Origin of the sequence: Vibrio sp. MACH09 (assembly GCF_033238805.1) — a bacterium.
Taxonomy (GTDB): Bacteria; Pseudomonadota; Gammaproteobacteria; order Enterobacterales; family Vibrionaceae; genus Vibrio.
In genome coordinates this window covers 3174945-3195076 of sequence record NZ_BSFZ01000001.1, presented here as the reverse complement: position 1 = coordinate 3195076, position 20132 = coordinate 3174945, and the positions used below count along the sequence as shown (strand labels likewise).

General features: G+C 40.9%; 20 protein-coding genes and 1 riboswitch. Of the genes, 14 read left to right on the top strand and 6 right to left on the bottom strand.

Going from position 1 to position 20132, the window contains the following annotated elements; all coding sequences use genetic code 11:
- Positions 1-29 precede the first annotated feature (29 nt).
- The 5 genes from ftsE (at position 30) to glpG (ending at position 4211) form a co-directional block, all read left to right on the top strand.
- Positions 30-704 carry a cell division ATP-binding protein FtsE gene (ftsE, locus tag CHJ_RS14405; protein WP_171754990.1) on the top strand — a complete coding sequence of 225 codons (675 nt, stop codon included), beginning with the start codon at positions 30-32 and terminating at the stop codon, positions 702-704.
- Positions 694-1638 carry a permease-like cell division protein FtsX gene (ftsX, locus tag CHJ_RS14400; RefSeq protein WP_171754991.1) on the top strand — a complete coding sequence of 315 codons (945 nt, stop codon included), beginning with the start codon at positions 694-696 and terminating at the stop codon, positions 1636-1638. Before ftsE ends, ftsX begins: the two co-directional genes overlap by 11 nt.
- 175 nt (positions 1639-1813) lie before the next feature.
- Positions 1814-2671 (top strand): RNA polymerase sigma factor RpoH, encoded by an 858-nt coding sequence (gene rpoH / locus CHJ_RS14395; RefSeq protein WP_171754992.1) that lies wholly within the window; start codon positions 1814-1816, stop codon positions 2669-2671.
- Positions 2672-3062: 391 nt separating this feature from the next.
- Positions 3063-3383, top strand: coding sequence for a thiosulfate sulfurtransferase GlpE (gene glpE / locus CHJ_RS14390; protein WP_317917988.1), 321 nt, complete (start codon positions 3063-3065; stop codon positions 3381-3383).
- Positions 3384-4211, top strand: coding sequence for a rhomboid family intramembrane serine protease GlpG (glpG, locus tag CHJ_RS14385; protein WP_171754994.1), 828 nt, complete (start codon positions 3384-3386; stop codon positions 4209-4211).
- Positions 4212-4231: 20 nt separating this feature from the next.
- On the opposite strand, the gene CHJ_RS14380 is transcribed toward glpG, so the two are convergent.
- On the bottom strand, positions 4232-4645 hold the full coding sequence (locus CHJ_RS14380; protein WP_171754995.1) for a flagellar basal body-associated protein FliL: 414 nt from the start codon (positions 4643-4645) through the stop codon (positions 4232-4234).
- A gap of 127 nt (positions 4646-4772) precedes the next feature.
- Between CHJ_RS14380 and CHJ_RS14375 the strand changes: the two genes are divergently transcribed.
- Entirely contained in the window at positions 4773-5312 is a 540-nt protein-coding gene (locus CHJ_RS14375) for a chorismate lyase (RefSeq protein ID WP_317917987.1), read from the top strand.
- The gene (gene ubiA, locus CHJ_RS14370; protein WP_317917986.1) at positions 5313-6167 is read left to right on the top strand and encodes a 4-hydroxybenzoate octaprenyltransferase; all 855 of its coding nucleotides are present in this window, start codon (positions 5313-5315) and stop codon (positions 6165-6167) included.
- A gap of 149 nt (positions 6168-6316) precedes the next feature.
- On the opposite strand, the gene plsB is transcribed toward ubiA, so the two are convergent.
- Positions 6317-8746 carry a glycerol-3-phosphate 1-O-acyltransferase PlsB gene (plsB, locus tag CHJ_RS14365; protein WP_317917985.1) on the bottom strand — a complete coding sequence of 810 codons (2430 nt, stop codon included), beginning with the start codon at positions 8744-8746 and terminating at the stop codon, positions 6317-6319.
- A 267-nt stretch (positions 8747-9013) separates the two neighbouring features.
- Positions 9014-9964 carry a nucleoside recognition domain-containing protein gene (locus tag CHJ_RS14360; protein ID WP_317917984.1) on the bottom strand — a complete coding sequence of 317 codons (951 nt, stop codon included), beginning with the start codon at positions 9962-9964 and terminating at the stop codon, positions 9014-9016.
- A gap of 114 nt (positions 9965-10078) precedes the next feature.
- Between CHJ_RS14360 and CHJ_RS14355 the strand changes: the two genes are divergently transcribed.
- The 3 genes from CHJ_RS14355 (at position 10079) to CHJ_RS14345 (ending at position 12220) form a co-directional block, all read left to right on the top strand.
- Positions 10079-10555: an Lrp/AsnC family transcriptional regulator gene (locus tag CHJ_RS14355; RefSeq protein WP_171755000.1), complete on the top strand. Its 477-nt coding sequence runs from the start codon at positions 10079-10081 to the stop codon at positions 10553-10555.
- Between the two features lie 125 nt (positions 10556-10680).
- On the top strand, positions 10681-11304 hold the full coding sequence (lexA, locus tag CHJ_RS14350) for a transcriptional repressor LexA (RefSeq protein ID WP_317917983.1): 624 nt from the start codon (positions 10681-10683) through the stop codon (positions 11302-11304).
- Positions 11305-11386: 82 nt separating this feature from the next.
- Positions 11387-12220 carry a class I SAM-dependent methyltransferase gene (locus tag CHJ_RS14345; protein ID WP_317917982.1) on the top strand — a complete coding sequence of 278 codons (834 nt, stop codon included), beginning with the start codon at positions 11387-11389 and terminating at the stop codon, positions 12218-12220.
- A gap of 163 nt (positions 12221-12383) precedes the next feature.
- Here the strand turns inward: CHJ_RS14345 and sthA are convergent, their stop codons facing one another.
- Positions 12384-13784 carry a Si-specific NAD(P)(+) transhydrogenase gene (gene sthA, locus CHJ_RS14340; RefSeq protein WP_171755003.1) on the bottom strand — a complete coding sequence of 467 codons (1401 nt, stop codon included), beginning with the start codon at positions 13782-13784 and terminating at the stop codon, positions 12384-12386.
- Between the two features lie 214 nt (positions 13785-13998).
- On the opposite strand from sthA, the gene fabR reads away from it, so the two are divergent.
- Both fabR and CHJ_RS14330 read left to right on the top strand, forming a co-directional pair.
- A complete protein-coding gene (gene fabR, locus CHJ_RS14335; protein ID WP_171755004.1) occupies positions 13999-14622 on the top strand; it encodes an HTH-type transcriptional repressor FabR in 624 nt (207 codons plus the stop codon).
- A 2-nt stretch (positions 14623-14624) separates the two neighbouring features.
- Positions 14625-15002 carry a YijD family membrane protein gene (locus tag CHJ_RS14330; RefSeq protein ID WP_171755005.1) on the top strand — a complete coding sequence of 126 codons (378 nt, stop codon included), beginning with the start codon at positions 14625-14627 and terminating at the stop codon, positions 15000-15002.
- Positions 15003-15064: 62 nt separating this feature from the next.
- On the opposite strand, the gene trmA is transcribed toward CHJ_RS14330, so the two are convergent.
- Entirely contained in the window at positions 15065-16174 is a 1110-nt protein-coding gene (gene trmA / locus CHJ_RS14325; protein ID WP_317917981.1) for a tRNA (uridine(54)-C5)-methyltransferase TrmA, read from the bottom strand.
- Between the two features lie 235 nt (positions 16175-16409).
- Positions 16410-16632, top strand: a riboswitch (cobalamin riboswitch).
- Positions 16633-16666: 34 nt separating this feature from the next.
- Between trmA and CHJ_RS14320 the strand changes: the two genes are divergently transcribed.
- Both CHJ_RS14320 and murI read left to right on the top strand, forming a co-directional pair.
- Complete coding sequence (locus tag CHJ_RS14320; RefSeq protein WP_317917980.1) at positions 16667-18622, top strand: TonB-dependent receptor; 1956 nt, start codon at positions 16667-16669, stop codon at positions 18620-18622.
- Positions 18623-18721: 99 nt separating this feature from the next.
- Positions 18722-19522 (top strand): glutamate racemase, encoded by an 801-nt coding sequence (murI, locus tag CHJ_RS14315; RefSeq protein WP_317917979.1) that lies wholly within the window; start codon positions 18722-18724, stop codon positions 19520-19522.
- Here murI and CHJ_RS14310 read toward each other — a convergent pair.
- Positions 19491-19937 (bottom strand): RNA recognition motif domain-containing protein, encoded by a 447-nt coding sequence (locus tag CHJ_RS14310; protein WP_171755009.1) that lies wholly within the window; start codon positions 19935-19937, stop codon positions 19491-19493. The genes murI and CHJ_RS14310 overlap by 32 nt on opposite strands.
- Between the last annotated feature and the right edge of the window lie 195 nt (positions 19938-20132).

Below are 20132 nucleotides of genomic sequence, written 5' to 3'. Positions count from 1 at the left end.
GGTTATAGATTACGTCAGAGGAAAGATGGGTGATTAGATTTCAACAAGTAAGTAAAGCATATCGCGGAGGCCGCCAAGCACTACAAAAGGTGGATTTTCATCTAAGGAAAAGTGAGATGATTTTCTTAGGTGGGCACTCTGGTGCCGGAAAAAGTACTTTACTGAAATTGATTTGTGCTATGGAACGTCCCTCTGACGGAAGTATTCATTTTAATGGTCATGACATCACTAAGATTTCTAGCAAAGACATTCCCTTTTTAAGGCGAAACATAGGTATCGTTTTTCAGGATCACCGACTGTTAATGGATCGTTCTGTCTTTGAAAATGTCGCCTTACCTATGAGGATTGAGTCGGCAAGAGAGACAGACATTAAACATAGGGTATCCGCGGCACTGGATAAAATTGGCTTGCTCGATAAGGCAAAATGTCTGCCAAGCCAATTGTCTGGTGGTGAGCAGCAAAGAGTGGGTATCGCTAGAGCGGTCGTTAACCGACCTGCACTCGTATTAGCAGATGAACCAACAGGAAATTTAGATCCCGAGCTCTCTAATCGTACCATGCAGATATTTGAAGAGTTTAATCGCGCAGGTGTGTCTATCATTATCGCGACTCATGATATTAGCTTAGTGAATAGCCGGCCTCAGCATCGCAGGTTTGAACTTAATCAAGGTTTTATGAGCGAGGTTGAAGGGTATGGCCAATAAAAATCGCGCCAAGTCTGTTATTGAACATGACGGATTTTTTAAAGTTCATTTTCGGCAAGCGAAAGCATCGCTGGCAAGTTTGTGGCTTAGGCCTTTAGGTAACATATTGACATTAGCGGTCATCGCAATGGCGCTGGCTCTACCTGCTAGCGGCTATTTGGTGGGTAAGAATATCGCTAAAGTTGCTGAAGGTGTCACAACACCATCTCGTGTAAGTGCTTATGTGGCAGAAGGTATCTCTGAAGCGCGGGTTATGGTGATAAAAGACCAAATGGAAAGCTGGGAAAATGTCGCTAGTGTGCAATATATCTCTTCTCAGCAAGGTCTTAATGATTTAAGTGAGTATTCTGGGTTTGAGCAAGCCATTTCTATATTGAGTGACTATGCGCTGCCTGCTGTTCTCGTTATACAACCCGCCAGCGAGCAAAACAGCGATATTCGTAACATCGCTCAGTTAAGTCAGCAATTGGATGATATTACCGATGTACGACTGGATGAAGATTGGTTAGCGAGATTAACCGCCATCCAAAATTTGGCGACCACGGTTGCTATCACTTTGGCTGTATTAATGTTGGCATCGGTATTCTTGATTGTGGGGAATACCCTTAGGTTTACAGTGTTAGCGCATAAAGATGAGATTCAAGTCATGAAGCTGATAGGTGCGACTGACAGCTTCATCTTACGTCCGTATCTCTACTCTGGTATGTGGTTTGGCTCAATTGGTGCTTTATGTGCATGGGTGTTAACGGCGGTTATCACTGTTTTGTTAAATGGTGCTGTGGAAGACTTGGCATTACTGTATGACAGCCAATTCCGCTTGATGGGATTAAATTGGGATGAATCTTTGTTGCTACTCATGCTAGGCACTTTTCTTGGTTTTATTGCCGCTAAATTGTCTGCACGTAAACATTTAAGAGAAATTGAACCAGTTTAACCGTAATTTGTCATAAAGATGGTGTTATCCATATAAGATATTCACTTTCGGCCTTGTTAAGCTGAAATATCTATGGATAATTAGCATCCCCTTATTGAAACTTTCTTTGATTAGGTTCAATATTGATGGGTTTAGAAGTAAAATATTACTCTTGGTAAGATTATTGAGGAATTGAATGGCAAAGCAACCGTATCAAATGGCTTTAGTTTCACAAGATAGCTTAGATAGCTATATTCGTTCAGCAAACAGCTACCCAATGCTAACTGCTGATGAAGAGCGTGAGCTGGCCGAACGATTACATTACAAAGGTGAAATTGAAGCGGCGAAAGGTCTTATTCTTTCTCATCTTCGATTTGTTGTTCATGTTGCACGTGGTTATTCCGGTTATGGATTGCCAATGGCTGACCTTGTTCAGGAAGGTAATATTGGATTAATGAAAGCGGTAAAACGCTTTAACCCGGAAGTTGGTGTTCGTCTGGTTTCGTTCGCAGTGCATTGGATTAAAGCAGAAATACATGAATATGTATTGAGAAACTGGCGCATTGTAAAAATTGCCACCACCAAAGCTCAACGGAAACTATTTTTCAACCTACGTAAATCTAAGAAACGTTTAGGTTGGTTTAATAATAGTGAAGTTGAAACTGTTGCTAGAGAGTTGGGAGTTGAGCCATCGGAAGTTCGAGAGATGGAATCTCGCTTAGCCGCTCAGGATGCGACGTTTGAAATGCCAACAGAAGATGACGATTCAAGTGCCGGTTATGCTGCGCCTGTGTTGTATTTGGAAGACAAGCATTCCGATGTGGCTGATAATATTGAAGCAGACAACTGGGAAGCTCATACAAATAACCGTTTGAGCCACGCTTTGGCAACGTTAGATGAACGTAGCCAGCATATTGTACGTTCTCGTTGGTTGACAGATACCAAGTCAACGTTGCAAGAGTTAGCTGAAACTTATGATGTTTCAGCAGAACGAATTCGCCAGTTAGAGAAAAATGCCATGAAGAAATTGAAATTGGCTGTGGGTGAGTTCTAAACTCCAACTAATGTATTTATAAAAAACCGAGATCGATTGATCTCGGTTTTTTTATACCCAATAACAAGGGTTGAAAATGATCATAAATTGAGATCAAATGTCATTTCAATCTGTGTATAACTCTGTGGGAAAATGTTCAACGAGCTGTAGGGAACTGTAGTATAGACTGGTTTAAGAGCCATTATTCCATTGGGGATAATTATGGACATACTCACAGATAAAGAAAGATCATTACTACATATTGTGGATCTTTGATCTTGAAAACACTTTATCAACGCAATCCACAAATTTATCCACAGATGATGATTTATTGATCAGTAAGTGGATAAAATGGTGAACATACATTTTGCCATTTTGCATATAACATTTTGACCATTAAAAAGGATAAGGCATGAGTAGTTTCAAGCAAATAGACTCAAAGGGAGCACAGCAGCTATTGAATGAAGATAATGCTGTCATGGTTGATATTAGAGATATGGGTTCTTTCGCCACATCCCATGCTGCGTCGGCCCGTCATCTTACTAACGACAATATCGTTGAGTTTATGAATGAAATTGATTACCAACAGCCGGTACTTGTGATGTGTTATCACGGTGTCAGCAGCCAAGGTGCAGCAGAATACTTGGTGAATCAAGGATACGAAGACGTGTATAGTGTGATTGGTGGCTTTTCTGCATGGCATACGGCAGGTCTTCCAACAGAGAGAGGATAAATGCTTAAGTTATTGGTGATTGATAACCCTAGGGTTGCTCAAGCGTTCATAGATTATATGGCGTCACGACATATTGATATTGATATGATGCCGGAAGAAGGAGGCAAAGTTGCACTTTGGCTCAAAGAGGATCAGTTTCAACTTGAAGCTGAGTCTGAACTGAAACAGTTTCTGCAAAATCCAGCAGACAGGAAGTACCTAGCGGCATCTTGGGAGATGGCCGATAGTCGTACCCGTAAGTTTTCTTATCATACACCCAGTATGTTGAATATGATAAAAGCGAAAGCTGGCCCGTTAACATTACTGCTAATGACGGTTGCTATTGTATTGTTCATTGCGCAACAGATAGGCTTGGCTCAAGCGATATTTTCTTCTCTTCATTTTCCTGCGTATGACAGTCAGAAATGGCAACTTTGGCGCTGGGTTTCTCACGCATTACTTCATTTCTCAGTGATGCACATTGCCTTTAACCTTCTTTGGTGGTGGCAGCTTGGTGGCGATATTGAAAAACGGCTTGGAACACTAAAGTTATTGCAGATATTTTTGGTTTCTGCCGCATTGTCTGGAGCAGGGCAGTATTGGGTCGAGGATGCTAATTTTGGTGGGTTATCTGGTGTAGTATACGCCTTGCTTGGATACACTTGGCTTTTAGGCAGTCGTGCACCGCAAAAAGGATTGGCCGTACCGAAACCAATCGTCGTCTTTATGTTGGTTTGGTTGGTATTGGGTTACGTTCAACCTTATATGGCGATTGCCAATACCGCGCATTTGGTGGGTTTGTTATCCGGTGTAGTACTAGGATGGTTAGACAGCCAAAAATCGTCGTGATAACTGGCTGTCGAATGCAGTTACTGGTATAAGTACTTGGTAAAAAGTAGATCGGCAATAAGCGTTCGTCCAGTCTCCACCAATAATAGACTATTGAGTTCATCTAATAGAGTTTTACGAAGCTCTTCCCTTCCAGCAAGGGTTTTGACCTGATCTGCTGACTGTTTTCCAATGATCTCAACAATCGTGTCTCTAATAAGAGGATCATGAGCTTCCAGATCAGCAATATAACTGTTATCCGCAACCATCAGATCAATACGAACTTGAAGATAACTAAGGACTTTTCCCTTAGTATAAATATTGGTCGTCATATCTGGTTCAAGCGTATAATAGGCAAAAGTAGGCCCTTGGTCAGCTTCTTCTTCCGCTAAAGCGGAGAGAGAAAACAGTGAACTGCAGGCAAAAATGAATAGTACGAGGTAACGTGTCAGCATATTTATGATTCTTTATTTTTATTCCGATTATCGAATCCCTTTGTTCTGCTACAATGTAGCGCAAAGGTATGATCGTATTTTGCGGCTTCTTTTACTAAAACCCAAGCATTAATTAATAAAAACAACTATGAATGAGCTGATTTCGCTTTACATTGCTGCTCTCGGAAAAATTGATTGGCAAGATATTAACCAGTTTGAACCCTCTGATAAAGTTTCGCTACCTTGGTTGCTTGAAAAGGGATCTTTGTCTCGTCGTTTAGAAAAAAAATGTGAAAAACTCACCGTTAATTTATTAAACAACATTATGATTCCCGCTAAATCTATATCTGAGAGTGAGAAAACACTGCTGTCAGATGGTCAATGTCTGCTTCGCGAAGTGGTTTTGTTTGGTGATGAAGAAGAGTGGGTTGTCGGTAGAACTCTCATTCCTGCCAGCTCACTGGATAAGCAACCTTATGATTTAGCAGAACAGGGTGATATACCTTTAGGGTTGACGGTTTTTAGTGTTGATAATGTTTCTAGAGATGCATTACAGGTCGGCTGGGTTGATACCCCTTCTGGTAAACTGATTGCAAGACGATCGAGATTATGGATGAACGATAAACCGATGTTAGTGGCGGAACTGTTTTTGCCTCATGCCCCCATCTATTCAAAGGAGAAAGTATAGATGAGCTTTGCCAAGGCACGATCTTATTGGTTATTAATGAGAATGGATAAACCAATAGGCTCTTTGCTACTGTTGTGGCCAACATTGTGGTCTCTTATTATAGCTGCCAACGGATTACCAAACTGGGATGTATTGGTGGTGTTCGTTATGGGCGTTGTATTGATGCGCTCTGCAGGGTGTGTCATTAACGATTTTGCTGATCGAGATTTTGATGGCCATGTAAAACGCACGCAGTTTCGACCACTACCTTCTGGTGCTGTGACGCCAATAGAAGCGATTATTCTGTTTGTCTTATTGGCGGTTATCTCCTTTCTGCTTGTACTCACCATGAATGCTTTGACGATTAAGCTCTCTTTCATTGGTATTGTTCTCGCTTTTATCTACCCCTTTATGAAGCGGTTTACCCATTTACCCCAGCTGTTTCTTGGTTTGGCGTTTAGTTGGGCGATTCCAATGGCATGGGCGGCTCAAGCCAATGAATTGCCTGCTCAGGTGTGGTTGCTCTTTATTATCAATGCCATCTGGACGGTAGCTTACGATACTCAATACGCGATGGTGGATCGAGATGATGATGTGGTGGTGGGGTTAAAGTCTACTGCCATTCTATTTGGTCGTTTTGATAAAATGATCATCGGTTTATTGCAACTTATTACCTTAATTCTCTTTATCTGCTTAGGTATGTGGTTACAGCTCGGCCAAGCATTCTATTGGGGAGTGTTGGTATCTGCAGGGTTGTTTGTGTATCAGCAATTCTTAATTAGACAAAGAGAACGAGATAACTGCTTTAAAGCTTTTCTTAATAATAACCAAGTTGGTTTGGTTATGGCGGCCAGCTTATTGGTGAGTACGTTCTAGTGCTTTGTTCATTTATCTCGAGTTGCGGCTAAATAGTCTCGTTCACACGTTTATATAAACAAAAAGGTTCTGCTATTCAGAACCTTTTTGTTTTTTATGTGCGACGATAAATTACGGCTAATTGGAGCAGAGCTCCTCAGTACATGCCATCACTCTTCATTTTCTTGGTAAAGACTTTCTTGAATGGTTAGTTTTACCTCAGTAGAAACCAGATTAGAAAGCATATCTGCCAGTGATTGAGTTTTTTCAACGCAACACTTACCACTTATATCAATATACTTCTCTTCTTTTAAGGTATTGAACAAGAAACTAAATACCCCTTTATCAAAAAATTCAGGGGCGTTGATACCATGCAGCCTACCTAGGCGCTGGGCAACTTCCTGACTTTTCTTCTCTAGCTGAGACTTATCTAAATCGGGATTGGAGCCGAGAAGATTAATGGCAATGGCGTAACGTTGCAGTGTTTCGGTAATTGTTCTACCTAACAACATTAGCGATTGAATGTTCAGGTCGTTAAGTGTGACTTGGCCATCTTTTGCGATGATTAGTTGTTGTCTAGCTAACTCTTCAATAATGGACTCAACGACTTCAGCCACTTGTTCAGTGTCGTAACGCAAAAACAGTTCTTTCTTAAGGAATGGATATAATTGTGTTACTGATGTTTTAATCTCATCAACCGATAAGCTTTCATTCTGAACAATTAATTGTGCAATGAGTGAAGGGAGGGCAAACAGGTGAATAATATTATTACGGTAGTAAGTCATTAAAATCGATTGTTGACGATCTAGAGAGATAATATCCCCCATGGTGTCGGATTCAACCACAAACTTATCTAGCGTGAGCGCGTGTTTTACCAGCTCTTCTGGACTCTTCTCTGGCAGTGTAGTTGTATCAGAGTAAGGGACATTTTTAAGCAGTGATAAGTAAGAATCAATTTGCGATACCAAGGTGTCTTTTGCTAAAGCCCGTTGTCTAGAAGCTAACAGTGCTGTCGCGCAAAGGGTAAGTGCGTTTGTAGCAGCAGCATTGTTAATATGAGTCATCATCTTAACCGCAAGTTGATTAACTACAGGTGTCATCCACTCAGGTCGTGGCGCATTTAATGGGTCAATATCTTTTGTCCATTCGGGCGCGTGGTCATTGAGGTATTGATTCAAAGGAATCGGTTCACCAAAGTTGACATAACCTTGGCCAAAATTACGCAGCTTACGAAGCGTTTTTATCACTTGGCCAGCATTCTCTTTCTCTTTTCTTTTACCACGAAGCTCTTTCGCATAGGTTGAAACTTCCATGACATGTTCGTAACCGATATAAACCGGTACCAGTGTTACAGGTCTATCTAGGCCTCTTAACATGGCTTGAATGGTCATAGCGAGCATGCCGGTTTTAGCCTGCAGTAAACGCCCAGTACGCGAACGGCCACCTTCACTAAAATACTCAACGGAATAGCCTTTACTAAACAGTTCGGCAAGATACTCGCGGAAGATAGTTGAGTAGAGTCGGTTACCTTTAAAGCTGCGACGAATGAAGAATGCACCACCTCGACGGAAAATAAAGCCAGCAGGGAAAAAGTTTAAGTTGATACCTGCTGCAATATGCGGAGTGACCATTCCTTCGTTATACAGCACATAAGAGAGTAATAAATAGTCCATATGGCTACGATGGCAAGGAACATAGACGATCTCGTGACCGTCTTGAGCTAACCTTCGCACCGTTGCTGCATTACTAATATTTAGACCCTGGTAGAGTTTGTTCCATAACCAGCCTAGAATCTTGTCGCCTTTTTTTACTAGGGAATAGGAGAAGTTGGCGGCTATTTCATCAATAATGGAGTGAGCTTCTTTTTGTGCTTTTTCAAGACTAATGTTTTTACTTGCGGCCTCATCGGCAATCGCATTTCGTATCACTTCTGAATTTAGTAAGCGATCAAATAGTTGACCTCTAACTGGCAAGTTAGGGCCAGACGCCGCCATTCTCTGTCTAGAGAAATGAATTCTGGCGACTCGTGCTAACTTGTGAGCAATGGATTTGTCCGTTCCGTGAGAATCTGCCATGTACCGCAATGACACTACTGGGCTAAAACGAACCATACAGTCGCGACCTGCTAGCAACAGTGACATCGCTTTTTGTGGTGCGTTCATCGCTTTGAGATAGGGGCGTAAATCTTCTTCCTTACCTGGTTTCCGTCCCCACATCACCGTAATTGGGATCAGTTGAACATCCAAATCTGGGTCTTCATCATGCATTGCGAGCAGTTCACTAAACAACTCGATAGAAGCGCTAGGCACATGTTTATCGTTTCGAAGTACGCGTGGGCGAGAAATGATATTGACGTAACGTCCCATCTGTTTGCCGTTAATCTCCAAAGGAGATAGAGGATCGGGCAAGCCAAGTTCCAGTGCTTTTCTTCTTAAAGTAAATAAATCCATATTGGAACGAAACGGAAGTGCATAAACGATCGGCTTATTGATATCTATCTTTAAGTCGTTAATAGGCTGTGATGGGATCACGGTACTCTTTACAAAAACAGAAAGAGGAAGTTTCAATAGCGAACGGGGAATGATTCGTTCAGAAGACATGTGCTTTTCGCCTCAAGTATATTCAGTATGCCGATGGTTCACTTACTATAGGGGTTTCTAGAGATTGCGTTTTATAGCAAGCTTTTTGCGCTGCAAGGATATCAGAAACTGGTCTAACCTTTTATTAGAAAATAGCATGATGATGAATCTTTAATCACAATTTTGTCTATTAGCACGAAAAACAGCAGTTGATGAGAATAATTTTGTTTGAAAGCGTACCAGCATCGATAGAGTGGTACGCATTGTGATGTCATGAAAGGAACGGATTTAGGTAAGAGGGATAGAAGCGTTGTTCTGTTTTAATAGCCTTCCCCATATGGCGACCACCACCACCGCAAAAATCAATCTTCCCCAGAGAATAGCGTTAATATCTGCCCCCAGTAATAGAATTAAAATGGTATCTTCAATGATGCTATGACATAGACCTAAAAAGCCCATCACCAATAAGGTATCTCGTTTGCTAATATGTCCTTTTTTAACTTCATCAATGAGAAGCCCTGCACCAAATGATATTCCCAATGTCACGCCAATAACGGTAATGTTTGCCGCTTCTTTCCCTAGAGTCAAACTGCGCAGCAGTGGCATTAACAGTTTGTGTAATAGGGCTTCAATCCCAAGTAGTCGGAGCAATCGCAATAGTGAAATCAGTGCCAGAAGAATAAAAAAGATAGAAACCAGCAGCTGTAGCTGTTCAATACACCACTCAACAATGGATAAAGAGTGGCTGGAACCGGGCTGCCAGATAAGATCAATGGGTTGTTGCTGCCATTGAAAATATGAGTAAGTGTGATGAAGAATAAAAGTCAACACTAACGCGCCGCCAACACGAATAAGTAGCGTATAACGCCATCGTATACCGAGTGCCTTGGCGATAGCGCCTTCAATCGGCAGTGAGTGAGCTACAAGAATTAAGGTTCCTAAGACCGTAATATCAGCGACCGTGACCATCTGGTTTAACGCAATATTGTAGAAGACGATCATCGCGGCATAGACATTAGTCAGTAGTGCGACAGCCCAAACAATACCCATCTCTTCAGGTAGTCCAACCAATTGCATCACGGGTGATAAATAGTGAGCCAATAACTCTGTCGCACCAAAGTGATCGAGTATTTTAACAATAACAATGGCAGGCACCATTACCTTTATCAGCACCCAATAGACATGAGTGACCTCTTTAAAGAAGCTGATAAATTTAGAGTAGTTTAGTGTCGACAACATATTCCAATCCTTTGTATGAATTGTGGTTATTTTATGCGACTTTGTTAGAAATAATTGCAATTATGTTGGTCTATAATTTATATATATTCAATTTTTTGTTAGGAAAAGTTAATAATGTTTCTTGATCGCATTGATAAGGCAATATTGAAGATGTTGCAAGAGGATTGCTCCATTACCAATGTAGAGTTAGCTGAGCGTGTTGCTCTATCCCCGCCAGCCTGTCTAAAAAGGGTACAAAGACTGTTAGCGGAGCAAGTAATAAGTGAGCGAGTCGCTATAGTAAACCCTGAAAAGCTCGGCTCATGCTTACATATGGTTATTGAGGTTTATATGGAGAGAGACCGAAAAGATCTTAACAACGCATTTATGAAGCATATACAGGGTATTCCGCAAGTGAAGGAGTGCTATCAAGTGACCGGCGAAGTGGATTTTGTTTTGATCATTGAAGTACCTAATATGGCGGCTTTTGATACCTTACGAGAAGAGGTGTTTTATAACAATGACAATGTCCGTTCATTTAAGACGCACATTTCAATGAATAGAGCGAAGTACACAACGCAAACTAATGTCTACGCATGGGATGAGTCATAAACAGCAAATAGATCACCTTGTTCGACCCCAAATTTATGATGTGATTAAAAAATAACAGGTTTTCATTGCAAGATAATAAATACTGGATATACTCACAGTTAACTGTATAAAAAGACAGGTGACTTATGAAGCCGTTAACGCCCCGACAGCAACAAGTATTTGAGTTAATTAAAGACAAAATTGAAGTAACAGGTATGCCACCAACTCGAGCTGAAATTGCCAAAGAGCTTGGTTTTCGTTCTGCAAATGCTGCAGAAGAACATTTGAAAGCACTGGCAAAAAAGCAAGCGATCGAGATTATACCGGGAGCCTCACGTGGTATTCGAATTTTGTTGCAAGATGAGGCAGCAAACGAAGACGCAGGCTTACCATTAATTGGGCAAGTAGCAGCTGGCTCACCTATTCTTGCACAAGAGCATGTGGAAGCGCATTACCAAGTCGATGCGAACATGTTTCGCCCACAAGCTGATTTTCTATTGAGAGTCAGTGGCGAAAGTATGAAGGACATCGGAATTATGGATGGTGACCTATTGGCTGTGCATAAGACTCAAGATGTTCGCGATGGACAGGTTGTTGTTGCTCGTGTTGATGATGATGTCACGGTTAAGCGACTAGAAAGACAAGGTGCTACCGTGTTGTTGCATGCGGAGAACGAAGAGTTCTCTCCAATTGAAGTGGATTTAACCTCTCAACACCTAGCGATAGAAGGCATTGCCGTTGGTATTATTCGCAATACTGACTGGATGTAATAGTAACAAAGCAAAATTTCTTCTGTTGCAATTCTAAATAATAATCATTATCATCTGCTTTATTTGTTTAAAGAAGATGATAATGAATTTATTACACAATACGCCTTCATCTTCGAAGGCTGAATCCAACCAAAACTATCAGATTCCAACTCGGCTGTTGCAACCAATGTGGTTGAGGAGCAGAGAGAGTTTAGTGGATAACGGCCTGATTTATGACCCAATTGCCGCCAAAGCGTGCCGACAATGTCAGCTCTCTACTGAGTGTACTTCTGGAGATATCGACCAAAAGCAACTGTTGCATGCGACGTTAACAAAACTCTGTGATGACAAAGTTAATGATTTTTTACGCCAGCACCCCAAAGCATGGGTATTGAATGTTGGAGCGGGGTTGGATACTCGCTTTTATCGATTGGATAACGGCTCATGTCACTGGATCGAACTGGATGTCTCTGAAAACCTTGTTTGGCGACAACGGCTTTTTCATAAAAATGAACGTTATCAATTAATTTGTGGCTCAGTTGATCACCTTGATTGGCTTGACTCATTAGTTATTCCTAACTCAGCACCCGTCTTAATCGTCTGCGAGCAAGCTCTGCTAGATTGCTCAATAAATCAAATTGCTTCATTTGTTCAAGTCTTAGGTCGCTACTTTGTTAATGCTCAAGCGTGTTTTGTTGTTGCTGGGGATAAATCATCGACGGTACTGGGGCAAAAAATGGGCTCTATTAATTATCAACATGGTTTTCGATCAGCGACAGACTCATTTCTACAATGGCTGCCGTGGATAAAGTCAGCGAAAAGTTTCTCTCCCGTTGATCAAGAGTGTGGCCGCTGGAAGTTATGGCATAAAGTCATTGCGAAATTCCCGTCTTTAAAGCATAGGCTTACGCCAAGTTTGATCGAATTCCGTTGGTAGGTTACCTATCTCAGAAGTGGTAGAACGTTTAAGTCTGGTTATTTAGATGGATATTTTACTTGAGCGACAGTCATTTTTTGCTATGTCATCGCCTGATTGACGTCGATGACAAATAGATTGAATGATAGAGCTAAGCACAATGTCGCGCTTAGCTCTATAGCTGTTAAAACAGTCGATTGAGACCGTTTAGCGCTGCTACGCGGTAAGCTTCTGCCATTGTTGGATAGTTAAATGTGGTGTTGACAAAATACTCTATGGTATTTGCTTCACCTTTTTGTTCCATGATGGCTTGGCCGATATGGATGATTTCCGCAGCCCTTTCACCAAAGCAGTGAATACCAAGGATTTCTTTACTATCTCGGTGGAACAGTATCTTTAAGCTGCCGATATCTTTTCCTGCAATTTGAGCTCTAGCTAAATGCTTGAATGATGAACGTCCAACTTCATACGGTACCTTAGCCGAAGTTAACTCTTGCTCTGTACGACCAACGGAACTTATCTCCGGAATGGTATAAATACCGGTTGGAATATCATCGATTAAGTGGTTGTCTGCTTTACCTTTAGTAATAATCTGTGCAACAAAACGACCTTGATCATAGGCAGCGCTTGCTAAACTCGGATAGCCGATGACATCACCCACAGCATAGATGTGTTCTTTGCCTGTTTGGTATTTTTTATTAACTTGTAGTGATCCCCTAGAATCTGGAGTCAGCCCAACGGATTCTAAGTTTAACTTGTCTGTGTTACCGGTTCTTCCATTCGCGTATAGGATACAATCTGCGCGCATTTTCTTGCCTGATTGTAAGTGAACAATGACGCCGTCATCCGTTCCTTCAATTTTTTCATATGTTTCATCATTACGAATAATGACGCCACTATTCCAGAAGTGGTATGAAAGCGCGTCGGATATTTCATTATCAAGAAAAGAGAGTAAGCGATCTCGAGTATTAATGAGGTCGGTTTTAACGTCTAGACCTCGGAAGATAGAGGCATACTCACAGCCAATGACGCCAGCACCATAAATGATGATGTGTCTAGGATCATGCTCTAAAGAGAGAATCGTATCGCTGTCATAAATACGAGAGTGATTAAAATCGACATCATCAGGTTGGTAAGGTCGTGATCCAGTCGCGATGACAAATTTATCAGCGCTATAGTAATCAAGGCTGCCATCTGCTTGCATAACTGAAACTGTATTGTCATCGATAAACTGCGCTTTACCAAAAATCAGGCTGCACTGATTTCTATCGTAGAAACCTTGTCTTAAACGTGTCTGTTTATCAATAACGGTTTTTGCATGACTTAATATATTGGAAAACGTAGAGTGTAAACTGGAATTGTTATGAGAAAACAGAGGGTTGCCGTTGTATTCAATAATTCGGCTAACTGCATGCCTTAGTGCTTTTGAAGGAATCGTTCCCCAGTGGGTACAACCACCACCAACACTTGATTCTTTTTCTATGATTGCGACATTCAATCCAGCTTTGGTTAATCCCATCGCTGCCCCTTCACCGCCTGGACCACTACCGATTACAATTACATCAAAGTGAGTTGATTGAGTCATTATCTTGTTCTTCCATGATTTTTAACATTGTTATAGCGAGATATTAACCTAATAATCGTTTAGGTAAATGCTCAGCACGTTATACAGTGGTAATGATCACGGAGTTCACGAAATCAAGCTCTTAGCCGCAATGAATTTGTTTGTCATTTTTCTAAACGGGTTTTTCGAGTTATAGTATCCGACTGTCATTGGTTAATTTGGTATTAATAAAGCTATGGGAATACGTGCTCAGCAAAAAGAAAAAACCCGCCGCTCATTAATCGATGCCGCCTTTAGTCAATTGAGTGCCGATCGAAGTTTTTCTAATCTTAGTTTACGAGAAGTGGCGAGAGAAGCTGGCATAGCGCCGACCTCTTTTTATCGTCATTTTAAAGATATGGATGAACTTGGTTTGACCATGGTTGATGAAGGAGGATTACTTCTTCGTCAACTTATGCGACAAGCTCGACAGAGAATTGTTAAAGAAGGGAGTGTAATAAGGACTTCAGTAGAGACCTTTATGGAATTTATTGAAAGTAGCCCAAATGTATTTCGATTATTGCTTCGAGAACGCTCAGGGACTTCTGCCGATTTTCGTGCAGCGGTAGCCAGAGAAATGCAACATTTTGTTGCTGAGATGACTGAATATTTGATCAGCACTGGCATGAATAAAGAAGAAGCAAGCATTCAGGCAGAGGCTTCGGTTATTCTAGTATTTAGCTCTGGAGCAGAAGCGTTAGATCTTAATAAGCATGAAAGAGAAGAACTTACCGAGCGGCTTGTTATGCAGTTACGTATGGTAGCTAAAGGCGCATACTGGTATAGAAAAGAACGTGAACGACAAAAGAATAGGATATAATTATGTCTAGTGACTCAACACCCGTAAATCAATATTCAGAAAGAAAAACTCTACTGTTGGCTGTTATTGCCGGTATGTGTGGCAATGCGCTGTTATCTTCAGTAACACTGAGTGAAGTTTCATTCTCTATTTTTCCACTTATCGCACTGGCCCTTGCGGCGCAAATGCTCTATCAAAACTACCTAACCAATCCAGTTGCAGAAGATATTCCTTTGTTGGGATTGGCTTGTTTCTTTGTCGGTGCTTTTGGTCACTCTGCATTTTTAAAAGCAAAGTACCCAGAAGTAGGCTCAAATTTCTTTGCTATTTTGGTGACCATGCTGCTATTGATGTGGGTTGGAAAGAAGATGGGCTATTTAAATCGTAAAGAACAGAAGTAGCAGAATAAGAATCAAACAAATGTAGAAAACGAGCTCATAAGAGCTCGTTTTTTTGTTGAGTATTAAGCCTTTTTCTCAAGAAAAACACCTGTCTCAATATGGTGGGTGTAAGGAAATTGATCGAACAGAGCAAAACGAGTGATGTTGTGAGTTTTGCTAAGCAAATCCAAATTCTCTTTTAATGTGTCTGGATTGCATGAGATATACACAATTCGTTCATAGCCTTGAACCATCTTACAAGTATCAATGTCCATTCCAGAACGAGGGGGATCGACAAAAATAGTATTGCAGTTGTAACTGCTCAAATCGATGTTCTGCTGTTTTAGCCTACGGAATTCTCTCTTCCCTTCCATTGCCTCAGTAAACTCTTCAGCCGACATTCGAATGATTTGCACATTATCGATTTTGTTGGCTGCAATATTAAATTGTGCAGAGTCTACCGATGGTTTTGCCAGCTCAGTAGCTAGCACGCGATCAAAGTTTTTGGCTAGTGCTAAAGAGAAATTACCATTACCGCAATAGAGCTCAAGTAAATCTCCGTGGCTATCATCAGTACAGTCTACTGCCCACTCCAACATCTTTTGTGCAACGATACCATTTGGTTGAGTAAAGCTGTTTTCGACTTGCTGATAGATCAACTCTTCGCCATGAACCTTTAGTTTTTCAATGACGTAATCTCTATCCAGTACCCGTTTCATTTTACGAGCTCGACCAATGATGTTTAAGTTAAACCCTTCATTGTTGAGTTGCTTTTTCAACTCCTGAGCCGCTTCAAGCCAAACGTCGTCTAACTGGCGGTGATAAAGCAGTGATACTAGTATCTCTCCACTAAGTGTCGACAAAAAATCAACCTGAAATAATTTGCGTCTAAGAGTGTCATTTCCTTTCATCGCCTCTAGAAGCAGCGTCATCAAGTCATTAATTAAACGGCTGGCGGCAGGAAACTGATCAACGCGATATTTTTCACGAGTTTTTTGGTCGAACATTATGTAGTAAAGCTCTTCGCCCTCATGCCAAACTCTAAATTCAGCTCTCATGCGGTAGTGTTGCTCTGGAGAGTCAAACACTTCTAAGTTCGGCACATCATATGGGGCAAACTGTTGATTTAGTCGTGCGACCTTTTCAGATAATTGCTGCTGATAGCTTTTTGGATTTACGTCAAGCGTGGTCATAGATATGCCTTTTACATTTACAAGGAGGGCAGATTTTATTCAATCTTTATCACTTGTCCAGTATTGATATTAAATTCTATAGCCTTGTGACCTCAATAAGCGGTTCTAAATGATCCGTTTTATGGGTAACGATTTTGTGCCGCTGAACTTTAGTATAGCAACGCGAAGCTAAACCTTATTTGGCCAATTAAGTTGTTGTTGTCAATTTTAACACTAGACAGTAACGGTATTGATACTTATTATCATGTCCGCTGGTAGACAGTTTACTATCAAGTAACTGTTTTAAGGGAATCTGGTGAAACTCCAGAACTGACGCGCAGCGGTAATAGAGAACGAGCATCTACGGGGAAACCCACACACTGCTAATTAAGGAAATAGCGGGAAGTGAGATGTAAGGCGATGTTGTCACAATATCATGCTCTAAAGTCCGAATACCTGCCAGTAAGTAGTGAGTGATCACTAATTAGGATATACGCGATTTAGGACAGAATAATGAAAAAAACGTTGATTGCGACGGAAGTGGTGTCGCTGCTTTTGCTCGCCCCTCAAATACACGCTGAAGAGACTCAAACTTCAACTTCTACAACAAATGCTCTAGAAACCATGGTTGTCATTGGAAAAAGTGACAATATTAATAGCATTGCGGATATTCCCTCCAATATTCAAGTGATTGGTAAAGAAGAGATAGAGCGCAGTGGTGCCAAATCTCTTGATAATTTGTTGCGCTCACGTGCTGGAATACAAGTTTCGGATAGCAACAGCGGGCCAGTTTTTTCAATAAGAGGGTTTAGCGGCAGTCAAGCTGCACACAATACGCTTATCTTGGTGGATGGCCGTCGTCTTAACAAACAAGATTTATCTAGCCCGAAATTAAATACCATACTGCTCAATCAAGTTGAACGTATAGAAATATTATCTGGTAGTGCAGGCGTTCTTTATGGTGATCAGGCTGTTGGTGGTGTAATTAACATTATCACTCTAAATAACAGCCGTGACAGTGGAGATATTTCGTTATCTGCAGGCAACATGAACTCCCGTGCTGGTAGTGTTTCTATTTCTCGCTCTTTAGTGGATAACTGGCGTTATTCAGTTTCAGCAAGTCAGGATAACAGTGATAATTATCGTGATCACAATGCCAGAAAGTCGGGTATGTTGCTGGGAAGGTTGGATTATCAAAATAGTGACAAGGCCTTTTACAGCGAAGTTAGCTATTACGACAACAACAGAGAGTACGCTGGTAGCATGACTGAGGAGCAGTTTCATAAAGATCCAACCAAAGCTGATGAAACTAAGCCTGATGACCATCGCCATGAAATTACTCGAGCACTTCGTATTGGTTATGGACAAGACGTATCTGAAAAATGGGCGACCAATGCTGATGTGAGTCTGGATAGGATGTCTGCCACAGGTGTCTCTTGGAATAGCGGATTTAATACCAGTAACGACAATATCTCTGGAGCATTTAAGTTAGAAGGTATTATTGGGCAAAAACTCAATACTCTTATAGGACTAGATGTAGGTCGAAATGATTACAAATATAAGAGCTCCTCTATTAGCAGAGAAGTTGAACAGTTACTAACTAGTGTCTATAGCCAGTTCAATTATAAAATGACCGATCATGTTGCGGTCGTTGCTGGTGGTCGTTATGGGCGTGTACAGGATGATATTACCGATGCACAAACTTATGTCAGTGGCGAAAAACTGAACGAAGATGCAACCGCAGCTGAACTGGGGATCAATATTCGTCCAACTACGAATACTCGTTATTACGTTAGAGCTGAATCTAACTATCGCTTTGCTAAAACGGATGAACAGGGCAGAACACCGGCAAGTGTTAAAGGACTAAAACCACAACTAGGTTACTCTTTTGAAGCAGGTTGGAACCATATCGGTGATGACTACCTGGTAAAGTTTGATGCTTATAATTTGCGATTAAAAGATGAAATTGTTTATGATCGCAACGCGGAGAAACCGACAGGAGCTAGCGGTAATGGTGCCAATGTTAATGCTGCTAAATCAGAGAGAAATGGCGTAGGGCTCTATTTTGATAAGTATCTAATAGACTCGATTCTTGTTGGGGCTGAATATAACTATGTGAATGCCAAGTTTATCGGTGGTGAAAACAAAGACAAAAAGGTTCCTTGGGTTTCGGAACATACTGGAAGGCTCTTTACAGACATCGATATCACCGAGGATGTACAAACTTATATTGAAGGTGCGTATGTTGGTGAGCGCTTCCACAGCAGCGATAATAGCAACAGCGATAAAAAACTGCCGTCATACTGGCTCGCAAATCTGGCATTAAACTATACCCTTGATGCATGGACTGCCAGCCTTCGTATTGATAATGTTTTGGATAAACAGTACGTTTCTCAAGCGTATGGCCATACTTCTTATTACGCAGGTGATGGTCGTAAGTTTCTGGTAACAGCCGCTTATCAGTTTTGATCATTAATGGAAGCCACCTAGGTGGCTTCTCGTTATTTCTTGTCATGGCAATACGATTCAGTATTATGACGCCATTCTTCTCTTTTAAATGAAATTCGCATGACAGATCATCCAAACCCTACGATCCTTATTTTTGATTCTGGAATGGGAGGGATTTCTGTATATCAACAAATCCAAAAGTCGTTACCTAATTGCAACTACCTATACGTATTTGACAATCAAGGCTATCCATATGGAGAACTTTCTCGCCACACGCTGATTAAAAGGGTAGAGAGTTTACTCTCTTATGTTATCAAGCAACATTCGATAGATATGGTGGTGATTGCGTGTAATACAGCAAGTACAGTGGTATTGCCAACCCTCAGAGAAAAATTTGAAATACCTATTGTTGGTGTTGTTCCTGCAATTAAGCCGGCCGCAAACCTAGCAAAAACAGCAATTGGTCTTTTAGCAACTCCCGCAACAGTAGAGAGAGAATACACCCATCAACTCATTGCTCAGTTTTCGCAGAATATACCAGTAACATTTATTGGCTCTACTGAACTGGTGGATATGGCAGAGATGAAGTTGAGAGGACATTCAGTAAACATACATTTGCTGACACAGATATTATCGCCATTAAAAAATAGTGTTGATGTGGTCGTGCTAGGTTGCACACATTTTCCTTTGATTAAGGAAGAGATATCTCAAGTATTAGGAGAGAGTACTAAATTGGTTGACTCTGGGGATGCAATCGCACGAAGAGTGGTGACACTAATATCGTCGTCAACTGAAATAGAAAATAGAGAGAAGAACAAAATATATTCTAGTGCAACCCCCTTTGAAGAGGCTGCACTAAATTTAACACTATCAAAATTAGGTTTTGATATTATTGAGACGCTTCCGATTCTGGATGCTTAGGATCATTAGCAATACGAACTTTTAAAGTCCGTTGCATATAGTCTTTGTCATTTAAAGAAGAGATGGTTTTTTCTGCGTCACTGCTTGCGACAACAACAAAACCAAAACCACGTCTTTTTCCTGTTCGCTTATCTTTCATTAAGCGAACTGCAAATACTTCACCATACTCCGAGAATAACTGGCGCACGTTTGCTTCATTTGCCTTATAAGGGAGGTTTCCTACGTAAAGTGTTTTTGTAGAAGGTTTGCCTTTTGATACTGTAGAAGAAGTAGAACTAGAAATATTTAGCACAGCAGCAGTAGCAATTACACCGATGATAAAAGATATTGCCGGAGAAACCATTATTTGAGAAAAGACAACGGTTCCTAATATGGCAACAGTGATAATTAAGAAAATAGTTTTTTTAGAGTCCATAAATGAATACAACATTTAGTGAGTTAATAGAATAAAAGCTTTTTAATGATTTATTAAATAGCTTTTGAATCTTACGTTTAACCCTGACTAATTGCCAACCTATTGGTGTGACGGTGTTCAAATGTTGAAATTTTATTCAAATTATATTGGTTTGCTGTTTTTTTCAGCAGTTAAAAATTATTTCGCAAAAAGATC